At 67.4% G+C, this 20,665-nt stretch carries 21 protein-coding genes; 8 read left to right on the top strand and 13 right to left on the bottom strand.

Translation table 11 applies throughout. The features are described 5' to 3' along the window. Positions 1-90 precede the first annotated feature (90 nt). Positions 91-1,137 (bottom strand): glutamine-hydrolyzing carbamoyl-phosphate synthase small subunit, encoded by a 1,047-nt coding sequence (carA, locus tag BV210_RS12805; protein ID WP_077207021.1) that lies wholly within the window; start codon positions 1,135-1,137, stop codon positions 91-93. A 102-nt stretch (positions 1,138-1,239) separates the two neighbouring features. Between carA and BV210_RS12800 the strand changes: the two genes are divergently transcribed. Together BV210_RS12800 and BV210_RS12795 are read left to right on the top strand one after the other, a co-directional pair. Then, positions 1,240-1,653, top strand: a complete 414-nt coding sequence (locus tag BV210_RS12800) for an Lrp/AsnC family transcriptional regulator (RefSeq protein WP_077207020.1) — start codon at positions 1,240-1,242, stop codon at positions 1,651-1,653. A 66-nt stretch (positions 1,654-1,719) separates the two neighbouring features. Beyond that, positions 1,720-2,172: a hypothetical protein gene (locus BV210_RS12795; RefSeq protein WP_077207019.1), complete on the top strand. Its 453-nt coding sequence runs from the start codon at positions 1,720-1,722 to the stop codon at positions 2,170-2,172. A 25-nt stretch (positions 2,173-2,197) separates the two neighbouring features. On the opposite strand, the gene BV210_RS12790 is transcribed toward BV210_RS12795, so the two are convergent. Beyond that, complete coding sequence (locus BV210_RS12790) at positions 2,198-2,899, bottom strand: CehA/McbA family metallohydrolase (RefSeq protein ID WP_077207018.1); 702 nt, start codon at positions 2,897-2,899, stop codon at positions 2,198-2,200. A 91-nt stretch (positions 2,900-2,990) separates the two neighbouring features. On the opposite strand from BV210_RS12790, the gene BV210_RS12785 reads away from it, so the two are divergent. Continuing rightward, on the top strand, positions 2,991-3,932 hold the full coding sequence (locus BV210_RS12785; protein ID WP_077208057.1) for a diacylglycerol kinase family protein: 942 nt from the start codon (positions 2,991-2,993) through the stop codon (positions 3,930-3,932). Positions 3,933-3,980: 48 nt separating this feature from the next. Continuing rightward, on the top strand, positions 3,981-4,574 hold the full coding sequence (gene idi / locus BV210_RS12780) for an isopentenyl-diphosphate Delta-isomerase (protein WP_077207017.1): 594 nt from the start codon (positions 3,981-3,983) through the stop codon (positions 4,572-4,574). A gap of 140 nt (positions 4,575-4,714) precedes the next feature. Here idi and BV210_RS12775 read toward each other — a convergent pair whose 3' ends face one another. Continuing rightward, entirely contained in the window at positions 4,715-6,811 is a 2,097-nt protein-coding gene (locus tag BV210_RS12775; RefSeq protein ID WP_172824898.1) for a carboxypeptidase regulatory-like domain-containing protein, read from the bottom strand. Between the two features lie 196 nt (positions 6,812-7,007). On the opposite strand from BV210_RS12775, the gene BV210_RS12770 reads away from it, so the two are divergent. Next, entirely contained in the window at positions 7,008-7,706 is a 699-nt protein-coding gene (locus BV210_RS12770; RefSeq protein WP_077207015.1) for an SDR family NAD(P)-dependent oxidoreductase, read from the top strand. A gap of 30 nt (positions 7,707-7,736) precedes the next feature. Here BV210_RS12770 and BV210_RS12765 read toward each other — a convergent pair whose 3' ends face one another. From BV210_RS12765 to BV210_RS12755, 3 genes are all read right to left on the bottom strand, one after another. Beyond that, positions 7,737-9,512: a histidine kinase N-terminal 7TM domain-containing protein gene (locus BV210_RS12765; RefSeq protein ID WP_077207014.1), complete on the bottom strand. Its 1,776-nt coding sequence runs from the start codon at positions 9,510-9,512 to the stop codon at positions 7,737-7,739. A gap of 73 nt (positions 9,513-9,585) precedes the next feature. Beyond that, positions 9,586-9,927 (bottom strand): hypothetical protein, encoded by a 342-nt coding sequence (locus tag BV210_RS12760; RefSeq protein WP_077207013.1) that lies wholly within the window; start codon positions 9,925-9,927, stop codon positions 9,586-9,588. Next, complete coding sequence (locus tag BV210_RS12755) at positions 9,924-10,964, bottom strand: zinc-binding dehydrogenase (RefSeq protein ID WP_077207012.1); 1,041 nt, start codon at positions 10,962-10,964, stop codon at positions 9,924-9,926. The genes BV210_RS12760 and BV210_RS12755 overlap by 4 nt, the downstream gene beginning before the upstream one ends. Positions 10,965-11,060: 96 nt before the next feature. Here BV210_RS12755 and BV210_RS12750 point away from each other — a divergent pair, with 96 nt between their 5' ends. Beyond that, positions 11,061-11,708, top strand: a complete 648-nt coding sequence (locus BV210_RS12750; protein ID WP_077207011.1) for a molybdenum cofactor biosynthesis protein B — start codon at positions 11,061-11,063, stop codon at positions 11,706-11,708. Position 11,709: 1 nt separating this feature from the next. Here the strand turns inward: BV210_RS12750 and BV210_RS12745 are convergent, their stop codons facing one another. Both BV210_RS12745 and BV210_RS12740 read right to left on the bottom strand, forming a co-directional pair. Further along, positions 11,710-14,052, bottom strand: a complete 2,343-nt coding sequence (locus tag BV210_RS12745) for a PKD domain-containing protein (RefSeq protein ID WP_172824897.1) — start codon at positions 14,050-14,052, stop codon at positions 11,710-11,712. A 299-nt stretch (positions 14,053-14,351) separates the two neighbouring features. Further along, complete coding sequence (locus BV210_RS12740) at positions 14,352-14,669, bottom strand: cupin domain-containing protein (protein WP_077207009.1); 318 nt, start codon at positions 14,667-14,669, stop codon at positions 14,352-14,354. Between the two features lie 91 nt (positions 14,670-14,760). Here BV210_RS12740 and BV210_RS12735 point away from each other — a divergent pair, with 91 nt between their 5' ends. Then, positions 14,761-15,432 carry an MBL fold metallo-hydrolase gene (locus BV210_RS12735; protein ID WP_077207008.1) on the top strand — a complete coding sequence of 224 codons (672 nt, stop codon included), beginning with the start codon at positions 14,761-14,763 and terminating at the stop codon, positions 15,430-15,432. Here the strand turns inward: BV210_RS12735 and BV210_RS12730 are convergent, their stop codons facing one another. The 5 genes from BV210_RS12730 to BV210_RS12710 all read right to left on the bottom strand — a co-directional run bounded on the left by BV210_RS12730 (position 15,433) and on the right by BV210_RS12710 (position 19,692). Continuing rightward, positions 15,433-15,765: a CTP synthetase gene (locus BV210_RS12730; protein WP_077207007.1), complete on the bottom strand. Its 333-nt coding sequence runs from the start codon at positions 15,763-15,765 to the stop codon at positions 15,433-15,435. It abuts the gene before it with no gap. 43 nt (positions 15,766-15,808) lie between these two features. Further along, complete coding sequence (locus BV210_RS12725; RefSeq protein ID WP_077207006.1) at positions 15,809-16,381, bottom strand: PH domain-containing protein; 573 nt, start codon at positions 16,379-16,381, stop codon at positions 15,809-15,811. 63 nt (positions 16,382-16,444) lie between these two features. Continuing rightward, entirely contained in the window at positions 16,445-17,362 is a 918-nt protein-coding gene (guaA, locus tag BV210_RS12720; RefSeq protein ID WP_077207005.1) for a glutamine-hydrolyzing GMP synthase, read from the bottom strand. Then, complete coding sequence (pyrG, locus tag BV210_RS12715) at positions 17,362-19,020, bottom strand: glutamine hydrolyzing CTP synthase (RefSeq protein WP_077207004.1); 1,659 nt, start codon at positions 19,018-19,020, stop codon at positions 17,362-17,364. Before pyrG ends, guaA begins: the two co-directional genes overlap by 1 nt. Before the next feature lie 84 nt (positions 19,021-19,104). Continuing rightward, positions 19,105-19,692: a dienelactone hydrolase family protein gene (locus BV210_RS12710; RefSeq protein WP_077207003.1), complete on the bottom strand. Its 588-nt coding sequence runs from the start codon at positions 19,690-19,692 to the stop codon at positions 19,105-19,107. 55 nt (positions 19,693-19,747) lie between these two features. Here BV210_RS12710 and BV210_RS12705 point away from each other — a divergent pair, with 55 nt between their 5' ends. Beyond that, complete coding sequence (locus BV210_RS12705; protein WP_077207002.1) at positions 19,748-20,605, top strand: PspA/IM30 family protein; 858 nt, start codon at positions 19,748-19,750, stop codon at positions 20,603-20,605. Positions 20,606-20,665 lie beyond the last annotated feature (60 nt).

Below are 20,665 nucleotides of genomic sequence, written 5' to 3'. Positions count from 1 at the left end.
GGCGGAGCCGAGCGTCGAGGTCGTTTTTCCCCAAGTTTTTGCGATGGGGGGTTCGCCCCAAGGCGAACCCCCCGACGTAAAAAGTGGGTTTTAGTCCTCGGCCATCGCCAGCACGTCGTCGAAGAAGCCCTTCGAGTCGTTCGGACCGGGGTTGGCCTCGGGGTGGTACTGACGGGTGATGATCTCCAGCTCGTCGTTCTCCAGCCCTTCGGGCGTGTCGTCGTTGACGTTGATCTGGGTGACCTCGAGCTTCTCGCCGGGTTCGGCGACGGTGTAGCCGTGGTTCTGGGTGGTCATGACGACCTGATCGGTCCGGAGGTCACGGACGGGCTGGTTGACCCCGCGGTGGCCGAACTCCATCTTCTCGGTCGAGCCGCCCAGCGCGCTGGCGACGACCTGCTGGCCGAGACAGATGCCGGCCATGGGCGTCTCGCCGGCGTAGCTGTCCACGAGATCTTTCGTCTGTTCGAAGTTCTCGGGGTCGCCGGGGCCGTTGGAGATAAAGAGGAGGTCGGGGTCGATCGCGGCCACGTCGTCCTCGGTGGCGTCGTAGGGGAGGACGTGGACGACGGCGTCGCGCTCGACCAGCGAGTCGATGATCGAACCCTTCGCGCCGCAGTCGATCAGCGCGACCGTCTTCCCGTCGCCGTCTTCGTTGAAGACCTCGGGTTCGCCGACGCTGACCTGCGCACCGATCTCCGTGTGGTCGGACATGTGCTTGCACTGCTCGAGTTCGGCCAGCGCGTCCTCCTCGGTGGCGTCGGGGCCGGCGGCGATGCCACACTTCATCGCACCCTCGTCGCGGATGCCGGTGACGAGTTCGCGCGTGTCCAGGTGATCGACGGCCGGCACGCCCTCGGATTCGAGCCACTCGGCCACGTCCTCGGTGAGTTCGCGGGCGACGACGCCGCGCGGGTGGACGCGGTCGGACTCGAAGCGCTCCTCTCGGACGCCGTAGTTGCCGATCAGCGGGTAGGAGAAGGTCAGGATCTGCTCCTCGTAGGAGGGATCCGTCAGACTCTCCTCGTATCCCGTGTACGCGGTCGTGAATACCAGTTCCCCGCGGGTCGTGCCCGGAGCGCGGGAGCGCGCCTCGACGACGCGTCCGCCCTCGATAGCCACGTAGGCGTCCGTCATTACGAGATGCGTATCCGTTCGGCGCGGATAAGTGTTGCTTTCGAAGCGCAGTTACGAATTTCGCAATCCTCAAGTACGGCGGGTGAGTACCCGCAAATCTCAATGGACGAGCTGGACCGGCAGATCCTGAGCATTCTGCGACGGGACGCCCGGACGGCCTACACGGAGATCGCGGATCGGGTGGGGACCTCGGAGGGGACGGTCCGGAATCGCGTCGAACGGCTGGTCGAGGACGGCGTCATCGAGCGCTTTACCGTCGCTACGTCCACCGGGAACGTCAAGGCGATGATCGAGATCAGCGTCGACGTCAACGTCGACACCGCTGCGATCTCCGATCGCATCGTCGAGTGGCAGGAGGTGGACTCGGTCTGGCAGGTCTCGGGGGAAGAGGACATCGTGCTGGTCGTCGACGCCGCCGACACCGAGCGGGTCAACGAGTTGATCACGAAGGCGCGGGAACTCGACGAGGTCGTCTCGACCAAAACCCGTCTCATTCTGGACGAACGGCTCGGGTGAGCGAGGGGAGGTCGCCAAGCGCAGGCCGGGGGAACGCACATACCGCTCCCGACCGAACGGACGGGTATGACACTCGACGTGGAGGTACCCGACCCGCCGCGGCTCAGCGGCCCGGGCGACCCGGGCGACTACGACGCCGTCGACGAACCGGAGGAGTGGACCGGTGACGAGGAGGCCCGTGAGGCACTGTCGGACATGCTGTCGGCCGGAGCGTGGGAGGACGCCTTCGAGGAGTGGCGCAGGGGAACCTCCCTCTCGGTCGAGCAGTTCCGGGCCGCCCGCGAACTGGGAACCTTCCAGCACCTCGACTTCCACTACAACCCCACAGCGGAGGACGTGGGCTACCGTGCGCCGTCGCTCCCCGAGGGCCCCGACGCGCTTGCGGAGGCGGGGCTGGACCGGGACGACGCCCGGGAGATCGAGGGGGAACTCGACGACCTCGGTCGGATCGTCAGCGAAGTCCTCGAGAACGACTACATCCACCGCTCCTCCGAGGAGTTCGGTTACGACTGGGAGTGATCGCGGCGGACGCCGCTGTCGGCGGTCACTCCTCCCCGGGTGGTGCTCCGACACCGGGTGTGGTCCACTCGGGTTCGGTCAGGTGGCCCTTCTCCGAGTGGATCCGACGGTAGAAGGTCCGGAGCAGTCGGTGGGGAAGCCAGGTGTCGATCCGCGGGGCGACCCGCCCGTCGCGGATGGCGTCGACGACCGCCGCGGGCGTGAGTCGGTCTGCGTCGACGAGCGTGTGTGCGCGGCCGACCTCGAAGGCGTAGTGGGCGTCGCTACCGCCGACGATGGGGAGGTCGTGGGCCTCGGCGAGGCGCTCGACCCAGTTCCGCGTCCGGGGGTGTTTGCCGTTGATCTCGATGGCGTCGAAGGGGGCCTCGACCTCCCGGACCGTGCTGTTGCGGTAGGGATGGGCGACGATCGCAACGCAGTCGCGGTCGTGGGCCAGGTCGACGACCTCCGCGGGGTCCATCCCGCCGACCTTCGTCGCGGCGGGCGGGTCCGGTCCGATCACGAGGACGTGGCCGCGGGCGGTCGACACCTCGATGCCGGGAATGGTGACGAGTCCGGGGACCGCGTAGTCGACGGCGTAGTCGTGGTTGGTGAAGGCGAGGCCGTCGAGACCGCGGTAGCGTGCGACCGCGGCCAGCGCTCTCGCGCCCACGGGGTCGGCGGGCGTGGGTCGCGACTCGAACCCGTGAAACGACCGCGTATGCGTGTGGAGGTCGACTGCGAACACGGCCGCAAGGAAGCGGTAAGAGTCCTTTTGCGTTCTGTCCGCTTCGTTGCGGGTAGTGACCCATCCAGAACGCCAGTCGGACGGCGAGTCGATGGACGAGGGGTCGCGGGCCGCGACCGAGCGTGTCCTCGTGTTGAATCCGGTGAGTGGCGACGCCGACCACGCCGACCGCGTCCGCGAACTGGCGGCCGACCACGGCTTCGCCGTTCGAGAAACCGAGGGCGAGGGCGACGCCGAGCGGTTCGCCGCCGCGGCCGCCGACGAGGGGGCCGACCTCGTGGCCGCAGCGGGCGGCGACGGGACGCTCAACGAGGTCATTTGCGGACTGGTCGAGGCCGACGCACTCCCGGACGTGGGGTTCGCCGTCGTCCCCGCTGGAACGGGCAACAACTTCGCCGAGAACGTCGGGATCGAGGGGATCGAACACGCCTTCGAGGTGATCGAGTCGGGCGAGCGCCGCCGGATCGATCTGGGGTTCGCCGACGACGCGCCCTTCCTGAACTCGGCGATCTGCGGGCTGACCGCCGACGCGAGCGCCGACACCGACCCCGAATCGAAGTCCGAACTGGGTGTGCTCGCGTACGTCGTCGAGACACTCCGGACCGCGGCCGACTTCGACGGCGTCCCGCTCGAGATCGAGGCCTTCGGTGAGGTCGGCGGTGAGACGGAGTGGTCGGGGACGGCGGTCCTCCTGCTCGTGGGGAACGCCCGCTGTTTCCCCGCCCGTGGCCGGAGTCAGGCCGACGTGGAGGACGGCCTGTTCGACGTGACCGTCGTCGAGGAGCGGCCCGGGTCGAACCTGGCCGATCTCGCCCGCACGACGATGCTCGAACGTGTACTCGGCACCGACGCCGACGACGTGACCCGACTGCGAGCACCGGCGCTGTCGGTGACGGTCGCCGAGGACGATCCGGCCACGTTCAGCCTCGACGGGGAACTCCGGACGACGAGTGCGGTCCACCTGCGGACGGAACCCTCGGCCGTCCAGCTCCCCGTCGGGACGGCCTACCAGCCCGATCCGGAGTCGGACTGACCGAGCTACCTCGATTCCTTTTTCAACCCGCTGGTCGATTGCACAGGCATGAGTTCAGAGGAAACGTCCGACGGGGCGGACGCCGCCGGGGCCGACGGCCCCGCACACGAAAACGCCCGGCAGGCGGTCGTGAAGGTCGACGAGGACGACACCGAACTGGGGACGGTCAACCGCCTCGACGCCCACACCGGCGACGGGATCCGACACCGCGCGTTCACGTCGCTGCTGTTCGACGAGGACGACAACATCCTGCTGGCCCAGCGCAGCCCGGACAAACGGCTCTGGGACACCCACTGGGACGGCACCGTCGCCTCCCACCCCGTCCAGGGCCAGAGTCAGGAGGCGGCGACCCGCCAGCGCCTCGAAGAGGAACTCGGCGTCACACCCGACCAGTACGACGACCTCGAGGTGACCGACCGCTTCGAGTACAAACGCTACTACCCCAACGAGGGCATCGAGTGGGAGGTCTGTTCCGTGTTGCAGGCCACCCTGACCGACCGGTCGCTCGATCCCGATCCCGAGGAGGTCGCCGGGGTCATGTGGGTGCCCTACGAGCGACTCCGCGAGCACCCACGGTGGTACCGCCAGCTCCGGCTCTGCCCCTGGTTCGAGATCGCGATGCGCCGGGACGACCAGGACTGACCGCGAATTCTCGACGGTTCACCGCTCTCTCGCCGTTTTCGGTGCCCGCTCGCCCGACTATCCGACGACGGAGAGCAGTGCTGCTGCTCGTCGTGTGTAGTCGCGAAAAATGAAGTGGTTAGTCGGCGTCGCGGCCCGGATTAGCTGCCCGAGTTGCTCGGGGCGTCCGGGTTGTTCTCGACCGAGTTCTCGCTGAACTCGATGTAGAGGTTCTGGACGATCTCGTTCTCGCCCGCTGGTGCGGGCAGGCCGACGTCGTTGTTGACGGCGGTGGCCAGGAAGCCGCAGGTCTCCTGGGTCGCTGCGGGAATGCTGAAGGTCCCGTCGACCAGCGTCGCGCGGGCAGTGCCGTCGTCCTGGATCGGACCGGGTTCGCCGGTCAGGGCACCGCTCTCGCCGGTCGTCCCTTCGACGTTGACCTCGAGGCCACAGCTGTCGTCGAGTGCGGGATCCTCGAGGTACGAGAAGATCGGCGCGTTGAACGACGCCTCACCCGTCTCGGCGTTCAGGTTGCCGGTGATGGTGTCCGTCGCGGTGTTGTTGGCCGGGACGGTCCCCAGCGTGGTGTTGTCGAACGGAATCGGCGGGAACTGGAAGTTCTCCGGCGAGACCGTGTAGTCACCCGTCGACGGGTCGTAGTCGGCCGTGAACTTCACACAGCCCTTGGACTCGTTCTCGGGCACACCGTTCGGACAGTCCGGGAGGTCCGACCGCAGGGAGTTGTTCCCGACCTGCAGGTAGCCGCTCTCGGCCCACGCAGTGAACGACTGGTAGACCGGTCCGGACTCGCTGAGCGAGAAGTTCTGGCTCGTCGTCTCGCCGGCCGTCACGGTGACGGTGGCGTTGTCGGCCTCGTAGCCGTCGGCGGTCGCCTCGACCGTGTAGTCGCCTTCCTCGACGGTCAGCGAGTAGCTGCCGTCGGCGGCGGTGGTCGTGGACTGCCCGCCGGCCGAGACGGTCGCGCCCTCGATGGCACTGTCACTCGCGTCGGTGACGGTGCCCTCGATGGTACCATCCGTCTGAACCGCACTGAGCGAGAAGTTCTGGCTCGTCGTCTCGCCGGCCGTCACGGTGACGGTGGCGTTGTCGGACTGGTAGCCATCCGCGTTGGCTTCGACCGTGTAGTCGCCTTCCTCGACGGTCAGCGAGTAGCTGCCGTCGGCGGCCGTCGTCGTCGACTGGCCGTCGGCCGAGACCGTAGCGCCTTCGATGGCGCTCCCGCTGTCGTCGGTGACGGTGCCCTCGATGGTACCGTCGTTCACGATCTCGGTCAGCGAGAAGTTGGCCGTGGTCGTCTCTTCCGCGTTCACGGTGACGTTCTGGGAGTCGGACTCGTAGCCGTTCGCACTGGCTTCGACCGTGTAGTCACCTGCCTCGACGGTCAGCGAGTAGCTGCCGTCGGCGGCCGTCGTCGTCGATTCGCCGTCAGCCGAGACGGTTGCGCCTTCGATGGCGCTCCCGCTGTCGTCGGTGACGGTACCCTCGATGGTGCCGGTCGTGACAGACTCGGTGACCGTCACGTCGGTGGACGCGCTGTCGTTCTCGCTGCTGACCGTCGCGGTGTAGTTACCGGCGTCGCCCTCGGCCGTCGTCCACGAGAGCGAGACGTCCTCGCTCCCGCCAGCGTCCAGGTCGACCTCCTGGCTGTCCTGCACGCTACCGGCGACGTTCAGTTCGACCGTCTGCGTGCCGGCGGATTCGCCGGTGTTCTCGACGGTCGCGTCGACCGTCAGCGTCTCACCTTCGACGACCGGTGAGTTGCTGCTCGGCGTCGTGACGTCGAAGTTCGCCGGGGCCGCAGGGCCGTCGTCGACGGACTTGAGCGTGACCACGCCGTCGTCCTCGTTGATCTGACCCTCGACTGTTTCGCCGCCCTGGATGGACGCCGAGACGTTTACCGGGTACTCCTCACCGAAGAAGAAGAACGCCCCCACGCGGAGCGTCACCGAGCTTTCGGTCCCGTCGGCCGTCACGGTCTTCGTTTTGTCCGCGACCGTAACGTCGACCGTCTCCCCTTCAGGTGCGGTGTACGTGACTTCGACTTTCGAGACCTTTCCGGTGAACAACGTCTCTTTCGTTACCTCGGCGGTAACGTTCCCGAATTCCGCCTCGTCCGTCGTCTGTGTCGATACTCCTGTCGCCGCTGCGGGCTGGACCGCCACCATCCCCATCGCCACTACGGCGATAAGCAGTGCAGTCAACCCGACTGAGTACAGTAACTTTCGATTTGCTTGCAAGGTTTGCATTCCGCTACCCCCATGTCCGCATAAGTCGTTCATCATATATAATATTTCGCTTCAACTTTGGAGTAATTTACGAACTATATGGTGAAATTAGGTGTCGTCTGATGGCGCGCGTAACCCCGTGCAGAGAGTTTTCAGGGCTGGTAACTGGTGAGTCGGCTTTTTGCCAGTGGCCGTCGCCAGGGGGAATATGGAGGTCGAGACGTACAACTCGCTGGGCGGTCAGGTCGCGCTCGTAACCGGCGCGACCCGCGGGATCGGAGCGGCCATCGCCGCCGACCTCTCGGACCGCGGCGCGACGGTGTACGCAGGTGCCCGCGACCCAGATGACGTGACTTCCTCCGAGTTGCGCCCGCTGAAACTCGATCTCACCGACGAGGATTCGGTCGTCGACGCGATCAACTGCATCGACGACGAGAAGGGGCGTCTCGACGTTCTCGTGAACAACGCCGGCGTGATGGACAGTCGGTCCGCCCTCGCGGAGATGCCGACCAGTGTGATCGACGAGACGCTCGCCACCAACCTCCGCGGCCCGCTCGTGCTCACGAAGTACGCGCTCCCACTGCTGCTGTGGCGCAACGGGAGTCGCGTCGTCAACGTCTCCTCGGCCCTGGCGTCGCTCCGGGGCGACGCCGGTCGCGGGATGCCCGCCTATCGAATCTCCAAATCCGGCCTGAACGCACTGACCACCTACCTCGACGCCGAGTACGGCGATCAGGGCCTCGTCGCCAACGCCGCCTGTCCGGGCTGGACCCGCACGGCGATGGGCGGGCCGGACGCCGACCGCAGTCCCGAAGAGGGCGCGGACACGCCCGCGTGGCTCGCACGGTTCGAACCCGGGTCCCCCAGCGGGCAGTTCTGGCGCGACCGACAGGTAATCGACTGGTGACCACGGGACTCGTGAGTGTCGGCAGACCGATCAGTCGTCGCCCGAGAACCCGATCGCCGTCGCGTCCAGCGCCTGCCTGATCCCGGAGAGCGGGGGCGATCCGTCCGAGCGCTGTTCGTCCGGCTCCTCGTCGGCGTCCGGGAGCCACACCGTGACGGTACAGCCGCGGTCGTCGTTCTCGAACTCCAGGTACCCGCCGAACTGCTCGATCGTCCAGTAGACGACCCAGAGTCCGACGCCACTCCCGTGTTCGAGCGCCGTCTCCTCACCCTCCTCGAGGACGGCCAGTTCGTGTGGGTCGATCCCCGGGCCGTCGTCGGCGACTGAGAGCACCGCGAAGCCCTCCGCGTCCCGGATTCGGACGGTCACCGTCGGGTGGTCGCTGTCGTTGTGTTCGACGGCGTTGGCGACGAGTTCGTCGAGCGCGATGGCGATGGCGGGGTCGACCTCGACGGCCAGGTCCGCCGGCAGGTCGGCGGTGATCTCCGCGCCCGGATAACGGTCGCGAGCGTCCCGGACCTCGTTTGCGACGGTCTCACAGAGGTCGACCGTCACCGTCCCGTCCTCGTCGAACGTGCGCGAGACCTGCCCGACCTTGTCGCTCTGGTCCGTGATCCGGGTGGCCGTCTCGACGATCCGATCGAGGCGGTCACTGAGGTCCGAATCAGCCAGTTCGCGTTCGACGAGTTCCGCGTTGCCCGCGACGACGTTCATCTCGTTGCGGAGATTGTGTCTGAGCAGACGGTTGAGCACTTCGAGCCGCTGGCGCTGCTGGCGTTTGTCGGTCACGTCACGGAGGCTGATCAGCGTCCCGGCGACGGCACCCCCCACGCGGCGGAGTGGCGAGATCCGGACGTTGTAGTACCGGCCGCCCTCGTCGGTCTCCAGCGAGAGTTCCGTCTGGACGTGCGTGTCGGCGCCCCCGTCCAGTAGCGCGGCCACATCGGGAAAGACCGTCTCGACGCGTTCCCCGATGGCGGCGGCCTCCGACCGGTCGAGCAGCTCCGCGGCCGCGGGGTTGATGTCGGCGATCCGCTGGTTGTCGTCGAGGACGATCACGCGGTCCTCCATGTTCTCCAGGATCTCGTCGCGTGCGAGATGTCGGGCGACCGGGACGAGTTCCAGTAACTGGCCCCGCAGGATCGTGCCCGCGATGACGAGTCCGCTGAGCAGGAACCCGACGGTCGTCGGGTCGACGCCCGTCGGGAGATACCCGTAGATGTACAGCGCGTTCCCGACGAGCGGGACGAACATCGCCATCAACAGCGCGGTGGCCTGTGTCCGGTAGACCCCCTCCGCGAAGAGGATGACCCGCAACAACAGGGCCCCGCCGACCAGCACCAGCAGGTACGAGTAGATGACGTGGACGTGAAAGACAGTTCCGTGGGTGGCCTCGAACGCGACGAACCCGGCGGCCTCCGCGAGCGACATCTCCGTCCACAGCAGCCCCGGTCGCAACGAGATCGCGCCGGCGACCACGACCGGTTCGATCAGCAGGAGCGCGATCGTCCGAGGCGTGAGCCACTCGTCGTTGCCGGTGTACTCCAGTACGACCGCCAGCCACGCGATCGGAATCGCACACGAGAACAGCGTCTCCATGCGCGTCCAGAAGAACTTCGGCCCCAGCGTCGCCGCCGCGAGGTTCATCCCCTCGGCGAACGACCAGAGGCTCGCGCCGAGCATGAACACCCCGAGCGGGAAGGCACCCGGTCGCTCGCGGTGCTGGAACGCGAACGCACCGACACCGAGACCCACCACTGCCGAGAGGAACACGGGCGCGGTGTACGGCGTGTACTGCAGTTGCATCGCTCCGGTTATCGGACCAACGCCAACCCCCAGAATAAGGGTTCCCTCGCCGATATCAAAACTGAGAGCGGAACTATCCGGTCCGTGACCGCACCGCCGACCAGACCGCGATCGCTGCCAGCACGATCGCGGGGATCAGCGGCAGGGCGAGGTAGGTGTGTCGCCACCCCCAGCCGAGGGCGGCGACGCTGCCGCGGGCCACGGGCAGCACGTACAGCGCACCCGGGACGACGAGAAAGGCGACCACGATGGCGGCGACGAGGAGCCAGCCGCGCCAGTCGAACTCCTCGTCCACGTCGCCGACGGTGTTGCGCGGGTAGACGTCGCCGTCCGCGGGCCCGTCGGACTCCCGATCGGTGTCGCCGTCGCTACCCTCGACGGCGCCCGGTTCGTGGACGTAGCCGTCGTCGCTCACAGCTCGCTGTCGGGCCGCACGACGACCTTCCCAAAGCCTTCGCGGTCCTGGAGCATCTCGTGGGCGCGGGCGGTCTCGCTCATCGGCAGGGTGTCCCGGACGCGGGGCTCGAACTCGCCCTCCCAGACCAGTTCCAGCACGTCGTCGACCTCGCCGGGGGTGCCCATCGTCGAGCCGATGACTTCCAGCTGGTTCCAGAAGATGCGGTTCACGTCCGTCTCCGGGTTCGGACCGGTGGTCGCCCCGCAGGTGACGATCCGGCCGCCCTTCGCGAGGCTGGCCAGCGACTTGTTCCAGGTGGCGGCCCCGATGTGGTCGACGACCACGTCGACGCCGCGGTAGCCCGTGATGTCGCGGATCGCGTCGTCGAAGTCCTCCTGCTCGTAGTTGATGACCTCGTCCGCGCCGAGTTCTTCGGCGTACTCGAGTTTCTCCTCGCTGCTGGCGGTCGCGTACACCTCCGCGCCGACGTATTTCGCGATCTGGAGCGCGGCGTGACCGACGCCACCGCTGGCCCCCAGCACGAGCACCTTCTCGCCGGGCTGGAGGTCGGCCCGCGTCACCAGCATGCGCCAGGCGGTCTGGAAGACCAGCGAGGCCGACCCCGCGACCTCCCAGTCGACGTGATCGGGGACCGGCACGAGGTTGTCCGCGGGCACGGCGGCCTGCTCGGCGTGGACGCCCCGGACGTGTTCGCCGAGGATGTGGAAGTCCACGCACATCGTCGGCTCGCCGTCGCGGCAGAACTCACACGAGCCACAGGAGACACCGGCCGAGACGGCGACGTGGTCGCCCTCCTCGAAGCGGTCCACGTCCGCGCCGACCTCGGTGACGACGCCCGCGGCGTCGCTGCCGGGGATGTGGGGCATCTCCAGATCGATCCCCGGGAGGCCGCGCCGGGTCCAGACGTCGAGGTGGTTGAGCGCCGCCGCCTTCACGTCGAAGAGTACCTCGTCGTCGGCCGGGTCCGGATCCGGGAACTCGTCGTACTCGATGACGTCCGTATCGCCGTGCTCGGAGAACTGGACTGCCTGCATACCCTGTCGCTCGGGCGGCGGATGCAAAACGGTGTCGACTGTTCGAGTCCGCGCCTGCGGCGGGACTGTTTAGGGCGCGCGACCGGAAGGACCGCCATGGTCGATTTCCAGTCACGCGACACGCGCCGCTCGGTCGACGATGGAGACGACGATCCGTCGACCGCCGACGCGACCGGGGCGGACGAACCCGAAGGGCACGATGAGGGACACGACGACAGCGGGGACGACGGCGGACACGCTCACGATCACGACCACCACGAACACGACCGCGAGTCGCTGGGTGTGGCCATCGTGACGATATCGTCCTCGCGGACGCGGGAGGACGACCCCGCGGGCGATGCAATCGAGAGCGCCCTGACCGACGCGGGCCACGAGATCGCCGTCCGAGACGTGATCAGGGACGATCACGACGGCGTCCAAAACACCGTCGACGCCGTCGCGGGACGTGGGGACGTGGACACCGTCGTCACGACCGGGGGCACCGGCATCACCCCCGACGACGTGACCGTCGAAGCCGTCCGCCCGCTGTTCGACAAGGAGTTGCCCGGGTTCGGCGAACTGTTCCGGCGGCGCTCCTACGACGATATCGGGACGAAAGTCGTCGGCACACGAGCGACTGCGGGCGTCGTCGACGGCGTCGTGGTTTTCTGTCTCCCCGGCAGCGAGAACGCCGCCCGCCTCGGGGCCGAGGAGATCATCGTCGAGCAGGCCCCGCACCTCGTCGGCCTCGCCCAGCGGGAGTGAGCTAGCTCGCTCGCCGCCGGGCGGCCAGCAGGCCGGATAGCACCAGTCCGAGCGCCGCCACGACCGTCCCGAATCCGGGACCGTTCGCGCTGGTCGTGGTATCGTCGGCCGCGTCGGTCGAATCGGCCGGGTCGTCGGCGGGTTCGGCCGCCGTCGGCCCGGGTTCTGTCACCGGTGGCTCGTCGGTGCCGTTCGGCGCGGCAGCCATCACGGAGAAGGCGGCCGTCCGGTTGCCGATGGTGGCGAAGTACTCGCCCGGTCGCTCCACCGTCGTCGCCACGGACGCCGTCCCCGTCCCGTTCTCGGGGATCGCGACCGGCAGTTCGTCGACCACGCCGTCGGTCCCGTTCGCACGCTGCTGGTGGACCGTCAGCGGCACTTGCTCCGTCTCGTTGTCGGCCCCGTCGAAGTCGACGGTGATCTCGACCTGCGAGCCCGCGTCGACGGTCTCCCGACTCGTCCGAACGTCCCCGACCGACACCGCCGAGTCGGTCGCCGTGTCGTTCGTCGAATCGTTCGCCGAGTCGCCGCGGTCGTTCCGTAGGTCTAGCGGGTTCGGCACGTCCGGGTTGATGTTCACGTCACCGACTCCTGCACCGTCCGATCCGTCGTCGGACTCGTCGTCGTCACCGTCTGCACCGTCGCTCTCGTCCGAGTCGTCCTCGTCCGACCCGTCGTTCTCGTCACTATCGTCCGAGTCGTCTTCGGAGCCGTCGTCGCTATCTCCGTCCTCGGACCCGTCGTTTTCGTCCCCGGAATCGCCGTCATGGTCGTCGGCGACCACGTCGATCTCGGTGGCGACGGTCGTTTTCCGACCCTGCTCGTCTCGCAGTTCCAGCGTGACCTCGTGAGTCCCGGTCTCCTCGAAGGTGTGCGTGACGGTCTGGCCCTCGGGACCGGTCTCGCCGTCGAAGTACCAGCAGACGTGCGTGACGCCGTCGGAGAGGCTCGTCGCCTCGATGGTGACGGATTCGCCGACGGTCGCCTCGGCGGGCGCGACGATCTCGCCGGTCGGTCCCTCGTCGGTCGCACCGACCTCGATCGTATGTTCGGCCGTCGCCGTGTTGCCGTTCTCGTCTTTCACGGTGACCGTCACGGTGTGAGTACCGGACTCGTCGAAACTCGTCTCGACCGTCGGTTCGACAGTCGTTCGGTCGACGGTGGTGTCGCCATCGAAGTTCCACCCGTAGCTCGCGATCCCGTCGCCGTCGGACGACGCACTCGCGTCGAGCGCCACCGTCTCGCCGACCGTCGTCTCCGTCGGGCCCGTGAGCGCGGCCATCGGCGTGTCGTCGGGGCCGTCGGCGCCGTCGCCCGAGTCACCGTCGTTTCCGTCGCCGTCGTCGCCGTTCTCCTCGTCGCCGTCACCGCTGTCGCCGCCGTCCTCGGTGATCGTCACCGTCGTCGTCGCGGTGTCGGTGTTGTTCGCGTAGTCCCTGACCGTGACAGTGGCCTCGTAGTCGCCGGTCGAGTCGTAGGTGTAGTCCGCGGTCGGGGTCGTCGTGTTCAGGTCGATGGTACCGTCGCCGTCGAAGTCCCAGCCGTAGCCGGCGATCCCTTCGTCGTCGGTCGCGTCGGACGCGTTCAGCGTGACCGACTCGTCCACCGCGGCGGTCTCCGGCTGGGCCGTGAGCGCGGCCGACGGCGGAGCGTCACAGCCCGAGTTGGAGATCGTCACGGACTGGTTCATGTCGAGGGTGGTCGTCTCGTCGGGCCCGGTGTAGAGCCGCCACTCCTCGATTCGGTCGTTCTCGTTGCCCGAGGCGTCCCACTCGCCCCAGGTCGCGGCCTCCTCGTTGAACGCGGGATCGACGGTGATCGAGACGTTCTCGCTCGCGGTGAGCCCGCGGAACGCACCGCCGTCGTTTCGGTTCTCGTACCACATCCAGTCCACCTCGCTTGTGGAACCCTGGTGGTTCCACTGGTCGTCGCGTCCGTCGTAGCCGTCGTCCTCGACGGCCCACTCGCCGTCGGTCGGAAGTCCGGTGAACGTCATCGACGTGACGCCGCCGTACGGCGCGTCGCCGTACTTGTCGTGGACCAGGACCAGACTGTATCCCTCGCTGCCGTGGTACACCAGGAGGTTGCTGACCTGGTTGTCCTGCAGGTGGGTCGTCCCGTTCGAGCTGTAGTTGTACGAGGTGTCGTAGTCGTAGAACCCCTCGACCGTCTCGTCCCCGTTCCCGAGCGGGTCGATCTCGTAACAGTCCTCGCCCTGTTCGACAGTGATCGTCACGTCGTCCGGGGACGCGGCTGTCGCGCCAGTTGGTACTGCGACCACACACAGCGCGAGCAGGAGGGCCAGCACCAGCGTTCCACCGCCGCGGATGGGGCCTGTGCGCATCACACTCCCCCCGTCGACGGTACCGCAGTCGTCACCAGTCGCCACCCACTCGCACGGATCTGTCCGCGAATAACGGGTCGGTTAGTTGCGCCGATCATGCGATAGCCCGGCCTACCGCGTATCCACTCATTGTTATGGGTGTGCTGACCGGGCGCAGTCGCCGCCTTCGCAACCGAAAAACAGGTCACTGAACGGTAAGGGACCGGATAGACGGCACGTGTCCGCACCTGCGGATACGCGACCGCTATCCAGTGCCTACGGGTCCAGTCTCTGGCCTTCGTCCGCACCGCCTGGGCCAGTCACCCGGGGAGCGGGCAGAGGCTCGCCGTCAGAATCGCCACCTCCTCGGTCTCGTTTCGCGCGCCGTGTGACTGACCCCGCTCGTGGAACACCACGCCGGGTGCGGTGATCCGCTCCTCGGTGTCGTCCTGAACGACGGTGACCGTCCCGTCGAGGACGTGGAACACGTTCGCGGCCCCGTCGTGGACGTGCGGGTCCAGTTCCGCGCCCGGACCCAGCGCGAACGCCTTCACGAGCACGTCGTCGCTCACCGCCAGTTCCTCGTCGATCACCTCACCCGCGTCCGGGTCGAGGTCGGGCAATCGATCGAACGTCATACTCCGACCTCGGTCGGGTCGGCCTTAGCGGTTGGGCCAACGCCTGTCGCTTTGCGTGGCTTTTAGCCGCTGGCGGCCCCACTCTGTGGCGATGGTAACCGAACTCGGGGACGACGTGTGGTGGTACGACCTGCTCGGGGTGAACGCCTATCTCGTCGACGACGGGACGGTGACGCTCGTCGACGCCGGCAACCCGTGGGACGGCCGCAACCTCGTGCTGGGCGTCGACGAGGCCGGCTACTCCCTGCAGGACGTGGATCGCGTCCTGCTGACCCACTACGATTTCGACCACGTCGGCGGTCTCGGCCGGCTGCAGGGACTCGACGCGACCGTCTACGTCGGCGCGGCCGACGAACCGTTCCTCACCGGCAAGGAGCGCCCGCCACTGTCGAAACACAAGGGGGCGCTCCAGAACGCGCTGGGGCCGTTCCTCAAATCCCCCGCCCTCACCGTCGAGACCGTCGCGGACGGCGACGAGATCGGCTCCTTTACTGCGTACCACACGCCGGGACACACGCCCGGCCACGTGGCCTACGTCAGCGAGGCGCTCGACGCGGCCTTCCTCGGGGATCTGGTCCGGGAGTCCGGTGGGAAACTGCGCCCCTCGCCGTGGCTCATGAGCTACGACACCGACGCCGTCGAAGAGAGCATCCGCGATCTGGCCGAGCGCGCGCCCGAATTCTCGATCGCGGCGATGGGCCACGGTACCCCGTTCGAGGAACGGGGCCGCGAGGCGCTCGACGATCTGGTCGACTCGATCTGATCAGTCTCCGGCGGCCTCGGCGGCCTCCTCGGCCACGTCTGCGGGATCGAACAGTTCGGGGTCGAGCGCCATGTGTGCCTGTCCCTTGACGAACTCGGGGAGCGAATCGGTCGTGTAGGCGACGATCCGGAGGTCGTCGGTGAGGTCGGTCGCGACGGGGATGGCGGTCGCCAGCGCGGCGTCCGTGAGGACGAACAGGTCCGCGTCGTGGATGCCCGCTTCCTCCAGGGCCGGGCGATTCGCGGTACCCGCTGCTCGCGTCACGGTGAATCCGGCCTCGGTCAGTGCCGCCCCGAGGTCGTGCTCGTCGGGGCCGGCGATGACTGCGTTCATACTCCCCCTCTGTCGCCCCCGGGGTTTGGCTCTCACGGTCGAGTCACGTCGGCCGACCGTCCGCCCCGGGTTCGGCGTGGGCGGCCAGTTCCCGCAGGACGACCGGTGAGGCACGGACGCGCGGGATCCGGAGTCGGTGCCCGTCCGCGTCGTAGACGTCCACGGTCCGGGTCCCGGCGAACCGGTCGACGAGCGTCGTCCGGACCCGCACGTGTTCGATCTCCGCACGGGGGACCGTTACCGCCCGCGACCCGAACGAGCGGCGAATCCAGCCCGGCGTGATCGTGACCGACAGCCGGGCCTTCCGGGCCGCGTCCCGGCCGACCGCGAGGCCGATCCCGACGAGCCAGAGGATCAGGCCCGTTCGCACCGAGATCGACGGCGACGGTAGCGACAGGACCAGTCCCAGCCCCCACCACAGCGACAGGACGAGGGCGAGGACGAGTCCGTAGATCAACCCGGCGACGGCCACCGCGAGTGGATTCAGGACCGGGATCGCACGGATCTCGGCCCGGATCGGTTCCGGACGGCCCGGCAAGTCGACGGCTGCCGGATCGGTGGCCGGGGAGTCACTCCCAACGTCGGCGGTATCGGCAGCGTCGGCAGCGGAGGGCATCGACTCTCCGGACTCGTGCCAGCGAAAAAAGCGGTGGGGGTCATTCGGCCCCGATCCGCCGGATTACTCGTACTCGATGGTCGCGGGCGGCTTGTGGGTCACGTCGTACAGCACGCGGGCGACGTTCTCGTTCTCGCCGGTGATCCGGCTCTGGATGCGCTGGAGCGTCTCCCAGTCGACGTTCTGGGCGCGGGCGGTCATACCGTCCCGGCTCTCGACCGAGCGGACGGCGACGACCCAGCCGTGGACGCGGTTGTCGCCCTTGACGCCCGTGGCCTTCCCGATCACGGCGGCCAGCGCCTGCCACGGGTCGTGGTCTTCGAGTTCCTCCTCGACCACGTGGTTCGCCTCCCGGGCCACGTCGAGTTTCTCTTCGGTCACCTCGCCGATGATCCGCACGGCGAGGCCGGGGCCGGGGAACGGCATCCGTTCTGCGATGATCGATTCGAGGTCGAGGTCCCGCGCGACCTCCCGCACTTCGTCCTTGTAGAGGTCCCGCATCGGTTCGACGATGCCCTCGAAGTCGATGCGCTCGGGCAGACCGCCGACGTTGTGGTGGGACTTGATGGTCCCCTCACTCTCGATGCGGTCGGGGTAGATCGTCCCCTGGACGAGGTAGTCGGCGTCGACCTCGCGGGCGACCGTCTCGAACTCCCGGATGAACTGCTCGCCGATGGCGTGGCGCTTCTCCTCGGGGTCGGTGATGCCGGAGAGGGCGTCCAAAAAGCGGTCCTTCGCCTCGACGATCCGCAGCGAGTCCATGTAGTCGAAGGTCTCGCGAATCCCCTCGGTCTCGCCTTTCCGCATCAGTCCCGTGTCGACGTAGACCGGCGTCAGTTGAGCGCCGATGGCCTCGTAGGCCAGCGCGGCGGCCGTCGAGGAGTCGACGCCACCCGACAGTGCGATGATGGCGTTTGCGTCGCCGACTTCCTCGCTGATCTCGTCGATCTTCTCGTCGATGAACGAGTCGACGTCGACCATCAGGCCTCCACCTCCTCGGGGTCGGCGGCCTCGGTATCGGTTTCCTCGAGCACGGTCTCCAGCAGGCCGACGAAGGGCGGACTGGCGCGGCCGGGCCGGGAGCGGAACTCGGGGTGGAACTGCGTGCCGACGTAGTAGGGGTGGTCGGACAGTTCCAGGATCTCCATGCGGTTGTTGGTGTGGCCCGAGAAGACGAGGCCGGCCTCTTCGAGATCGTCGATGTACTCGGGGTTGACCTCGTAGCGGTGGCGGTGGCGCTCGGTACAGGATGTGTCGCCGTAGATCTCGTTCGCGATCGTTCCGGGATCGATGTCGGTCTCGTGTGCGCCCAGCCGCATCGTGCCGCCCATATCCTCCATATCGTACTGCTCCGGCAGCAGGTCGATCACGGGATGGGGGGTATCCTCCTCGATCTCGGCGGAGTGGGCGTCCTCCAGTTCGAGGACGTTACGCGCGTACTCGACGACGGCCATCTGGAAGCCCAGACAGAGGCCGAGCCACGGCAGGTCGTTCTCGCGGGCGTACCGGCAGGCCTCGATCTTCCCCTGAATGCCGCGGGAACCGAACCCGCCGGGGACGACGACGCCGTCCACGTCGGCGAGTTCGCCGTCGTGGCCGTCCGCGAGGTCCTCGCTGTGGACCCACGTCGTGTTCACGTCGACGCCCGCCTCCAGGCCGGCGTGTTTCAGCGACTCGTGGATCGAGATGTAGGCGTCTTCCAGACCGTACTTGCCCACGAGCGCGATCTCGACCTCGCCTGTGGTTTCCCGGGTGACGAGTTCACGCCAGCGGTTGTCCCGTTCGGCCTCGGGCAGGGCCTCGGCTTTGAGGTCCAGTCGTTCCATCACGTACTCGTCGAGCCCTTCCTCCTCGACCATCAGCGGGACGTGGTAGATGTCCTCGACGTCGGGGTTCGAGAAGACGGCGTCGGTGGGCACGTCACAGAACAGCGCGATCTTCTCTTTCACGTCGGGGTGGAGTTTGTCCTCACACCGCCCCACCAGAATGTCGGGCTGGAGCCCGATCGATCGCAGTTCCTTGACGGAGTGCTGGGTGGGTTTGGTCTTCTGTTCGCCGTTTTTCGAGTAAGGGACGAGCGTGACGTGGGTAAAGAGGATATCCTCGTCGTCCTGCTCGTGGGCGAACTGGCGCAGGGCTTCGAGGTAGGGCATCCCCTCGATGTCCCCCACCGTGCCGCCTACTTCGACGATGCACACGTCGTGGCCCTCGGCGGCCTCCCGGATGCGGCGCTTGATGTCGTCGGTGATATGCGGGATGATCTGGACGGTCTTCCCGAGGTAGTCGCCGGCGCGTTCCTTCTCGATGACGTGCTGGTAGACCTTCCCCGTGGTGACGTTGTGGTCGAAGGTCATGTCGATGTCGAGGAACCGCTCGTAGTTCCCCAGGTCCAGATCGACCTCCCCGCCGTCTTTCAGCACGTACACCTCGCCGTGCTGGTAGGGGTTCATCGTTCCGGCGTCGACGTTGAGGTACGGGTCGATCTTCACGGCGGTCACGTCGAAGCCGGCGTTGGCCAGCAGCCGTCCCGTGCTCGCGGCGGTGATGCCTTTCCCCAGTCCGGACATCACGCCGCCGGTGACGAAAATGAACTTCCGACCCAGCTCCGGGTCGTAGTTCGTCTCTGATTCGGTCGGCATACCGACGGTGCGCGCGGGGCGCTCAAAACGGTTACGGGAAGTCCCGAGTGTGCAACGAATGCACACTTTTCGGTCGCGTGACCGTCAGGATCGCTCCCCGGACAGGAACGCGGCGACGGACTCGCCGATCCGGTCGACCTGTCCCGCGAAGAAGTGATCGCCCGGAATCGACTCGACCGCGTCCCCGCGCTCGCGGGCGCGCTCGACGATAGGTTCCCAGTCCACAGTGGAATCGCGCTCGCCGAACAGGACCTGTACTGGACAGGCGAGCGCCGACAGCGCCGCGACCGTGTCACGCTCGCCCAGCGAGGCCGGCGGTGCCAGCACCGAGACGGCGGCCGGTTCCGCGTCGGCCGCCGCGAGCAGCGCGACGCCGGCACCGAAACTGTAGCCGAAGATGGAGACGGCGTCGTAGTCGTCGCGAGCGGACGCGAGAACGTTCAGCGCGTCCCGGCGTTCCCCCTCGCCCTCGTCCCAGGGGCCGTAGTCGAAGCGCAGACAGGCGATTCCCCGCTCGCCGAGGGCCTCGCCCACGGCGCGCAGGCGGGGGTCCGACCGGGTGCCGCCCATCTGCGGATGTGGTGGGCAGGCGACGACCCCGCGGTCGGCCTCGGGAGTGTCGACGGTGACCCGTACCTCGCGGTCACCGGCGATGCGGCGCTCCTCGCTCATGTTGGGTTACAATCAGGTGTGAGAGATTTAAGGGCAGCGGTACCCAAAGGTTCCCATGGGCATCCTCTCGCGCGCCTCCTACATCATCCGCTCGAAGGTCAACGGAGTCCTCAACAGGGCCGAAGACCCCTCCGAGACGCTGGATTACTCCTACGAGCAGATGCGCGACGAACTCCAGAACGTCAAGCAGGGCATCGCGGACCTGACGACCCAGAAGAAACGGCTGGAGATCCAGCAGCGCCGCCTCGAGGAGAACGTCGAGAAGCACAACGATCAGGCCCGTGAAGCCGTCCGGCAGGACCGGGAGGACCTCGCGCGTCGCGCGCTTGAGAAAAAGAAACAGAAGATGAACCAGATCGAGGATCTGGAGAGCCAGATCCAGCAGCTCCAGCGCCAGCAGGACCAGCTGATCGACAAGAAGGACGAACTCCAGAACCGAATCGAGCAGTTCCGCACGAAAAAGGAGACGATGAAGGCCCGCTATAAGGCCGCCGAGGCCTCCAAGAGCGTCTCCGAGGCGATGACCGGAGCTGGCGACGAGATGGAGGACGTGGGCCGGTCCATCGAGCGAGCCGAGGAGCGTACCGAGGAGATGGAGGCCCGCGCGGCCGCGATGGACGAACTGCAGGAGACGGGGGCCTTCGACGACGCCCTGAGCGACGAGGACCAACTCGACCGGGAGCTCGAAGAGATTCGTACCACAGGCGAGGTCGACGCCGAACTCGACACGCTCAAAGCCGAGATGGGGAAAGACGAGGAGGGCGAGTCGGAGGCGAGCGAGACCGACGTGGACACCGAGCCGGCCGACGTGGACCCGGCCGACGTGGAGACGCCGGACACGGAGGAGACCGAGGTCAGCGACGAGGAACTCGACGCCGAACTCGAAGAACTGCGGGAGGAAGAGAAGAACTGAACGCCGGTGCCCCACCCCGATCGATCGACCGCTTGATGACGGTTTCCCGGCAGTTCCGTA

The sequence above is a fragment of the Halorientalis sp. IM1011 genome (genome assembly GCF_001989615.1).
GTDB lineage: Archaea > Halobacteriota > Halobacteria > Halobacteriales > Haloarculaceae > Halorientalis.
Note: the sequence above shows the minus strand (reverse complement) of the source record. Positions and strands in the feature narration are given on the sequence as shown.

Excerpts from the sequence above, each read along its gene's own strand:
- carA (WP_077207021.1), bottom strand. The coding sequence starts at position 1,137 with ATGACGGACGCCTACGTGGCTATCGAGGGCGGACGCGTCGTCGAGGCG.
- BV210_RS12800 (WP_077207020.1), top strand. The coding sequence starts at position 1,240 with ATGGACGAGCTGGACCGGCAGATCCTGAGCATTCTGCGACGGGACGCC.
- BV210_RS12795 (WP_077207019.1), top strand. The coding sequence starts at position 1,720 with ATGACACTCGACGTGGAGGTACCCGACCCGCCGCGGCTCAGCGGCCCG.
- BV210_RS12785 (WP_077208057.1), top strand. The coding sequence starts at position 2,991 with ATGGACGAGGGGTCGCGGGCCGCGACCGAGCGTGTCCTCGTGTTGAAT.
- idi (WP_077207017.1), top strand. The coding sequence starts at position 3,981 with ATGAGTTCAGAGGAAACGTCCGACGGGGCGGACGCCGCCGGGGCCGAC.
- BV210_RS12770 (WP_077207015.1), top strand. The coding sequence starts at position 7,008 with ATGGAGGTCGAGACGTACAACTCGCTGGGCGGTCAGGTCGCGCTCGTA.
- BV210_RS12765 (WP_077207014.1), bottom strand. The coding sequence starts at position 9,512 with ATGCAACTGCAGTACACGCCGTACACCGCGCCCGTGTTCCTCTCGGCA.
- BV210_RS12755 (WP_077207012.1), bottom strand. The coding sequence starts at position 10,964 with ATGCAGGCAGTCCAGTTCTCCGAGCACGGCGATACGGACGTCATCGAG.
- BV210_RS12750 (WP_077207011.1), top strand. The coding sequence starts at position 11,061 with ATGGTCGATTTCCAGTCACGCGACACGCGCCGCTCGGTCGACGATGGA.
- BV210_RS12745 (WP_172824897.1), bottom strand. The coding sequence starts at position 14,052 with ATGCGCACAGGCCCCATCCGCGGCGGTGGAACGCTGGTGCTGGCCCTC.
- BV210_RS12740 (WP_077207009.1), bottom strand. The coding sequence starts at position 14,669 with ATGACGTTCGATCGATTGCCCGACCTCGACCCGGACGCGGGTGAGGTG.
- BV210_RS12735 (WP_077207008.1), top strand. The coding sequence starts at position 14,761 with ATGGTAACCGAACTCGGGGACGACGTGTGGTGGTACGACCTGCTCGGG.
- BV210_RS12730 (WP_077207007.1), bottom strand. The coding sequence starts at position 15,765 with ATGAACGCAGTCATCGCCGGCCCCGACGAGCACGACCTCGGGGCGGCA.
- BV210_RS12725 (WP_077207006.1), bottom strand. The coding sequence starts at position 16,381 with ATGCCCTCCGCTGCCGACGCTGCCGATACCGCCGACGTTGGGAGTGAC.
- guaA (WP_077207005.1), bottom strand. The coding sequence starts at position 17,362 with ATGGTCGACGTCGACTCGTTCATCGACGAGAAGATCGACGAGATCAGC.
- pyrG (WP_077207004.1), bottom strand. The coding sequence starts at position 19,020 with ATGCCGACCGAATCAGAGACGAACTACGACCCGGAGCTGGGTCGGAAG.
- BV210_RS12710 (WP_077207003.1), bottom strand. The coding sequence starts at position 19,692 with ATGAGCGAGGAGCGCCGCATCGCCGGTGACCGCGAGGTACGGGTCACC.
- BV210_RS12705 (WP_077207002.1), top strand. The coding sequence starts at position 19,748 with ATGGGCATCCTCTCGCGCGCCTCCTACATCATCCGCTCGAAGGTCAAC.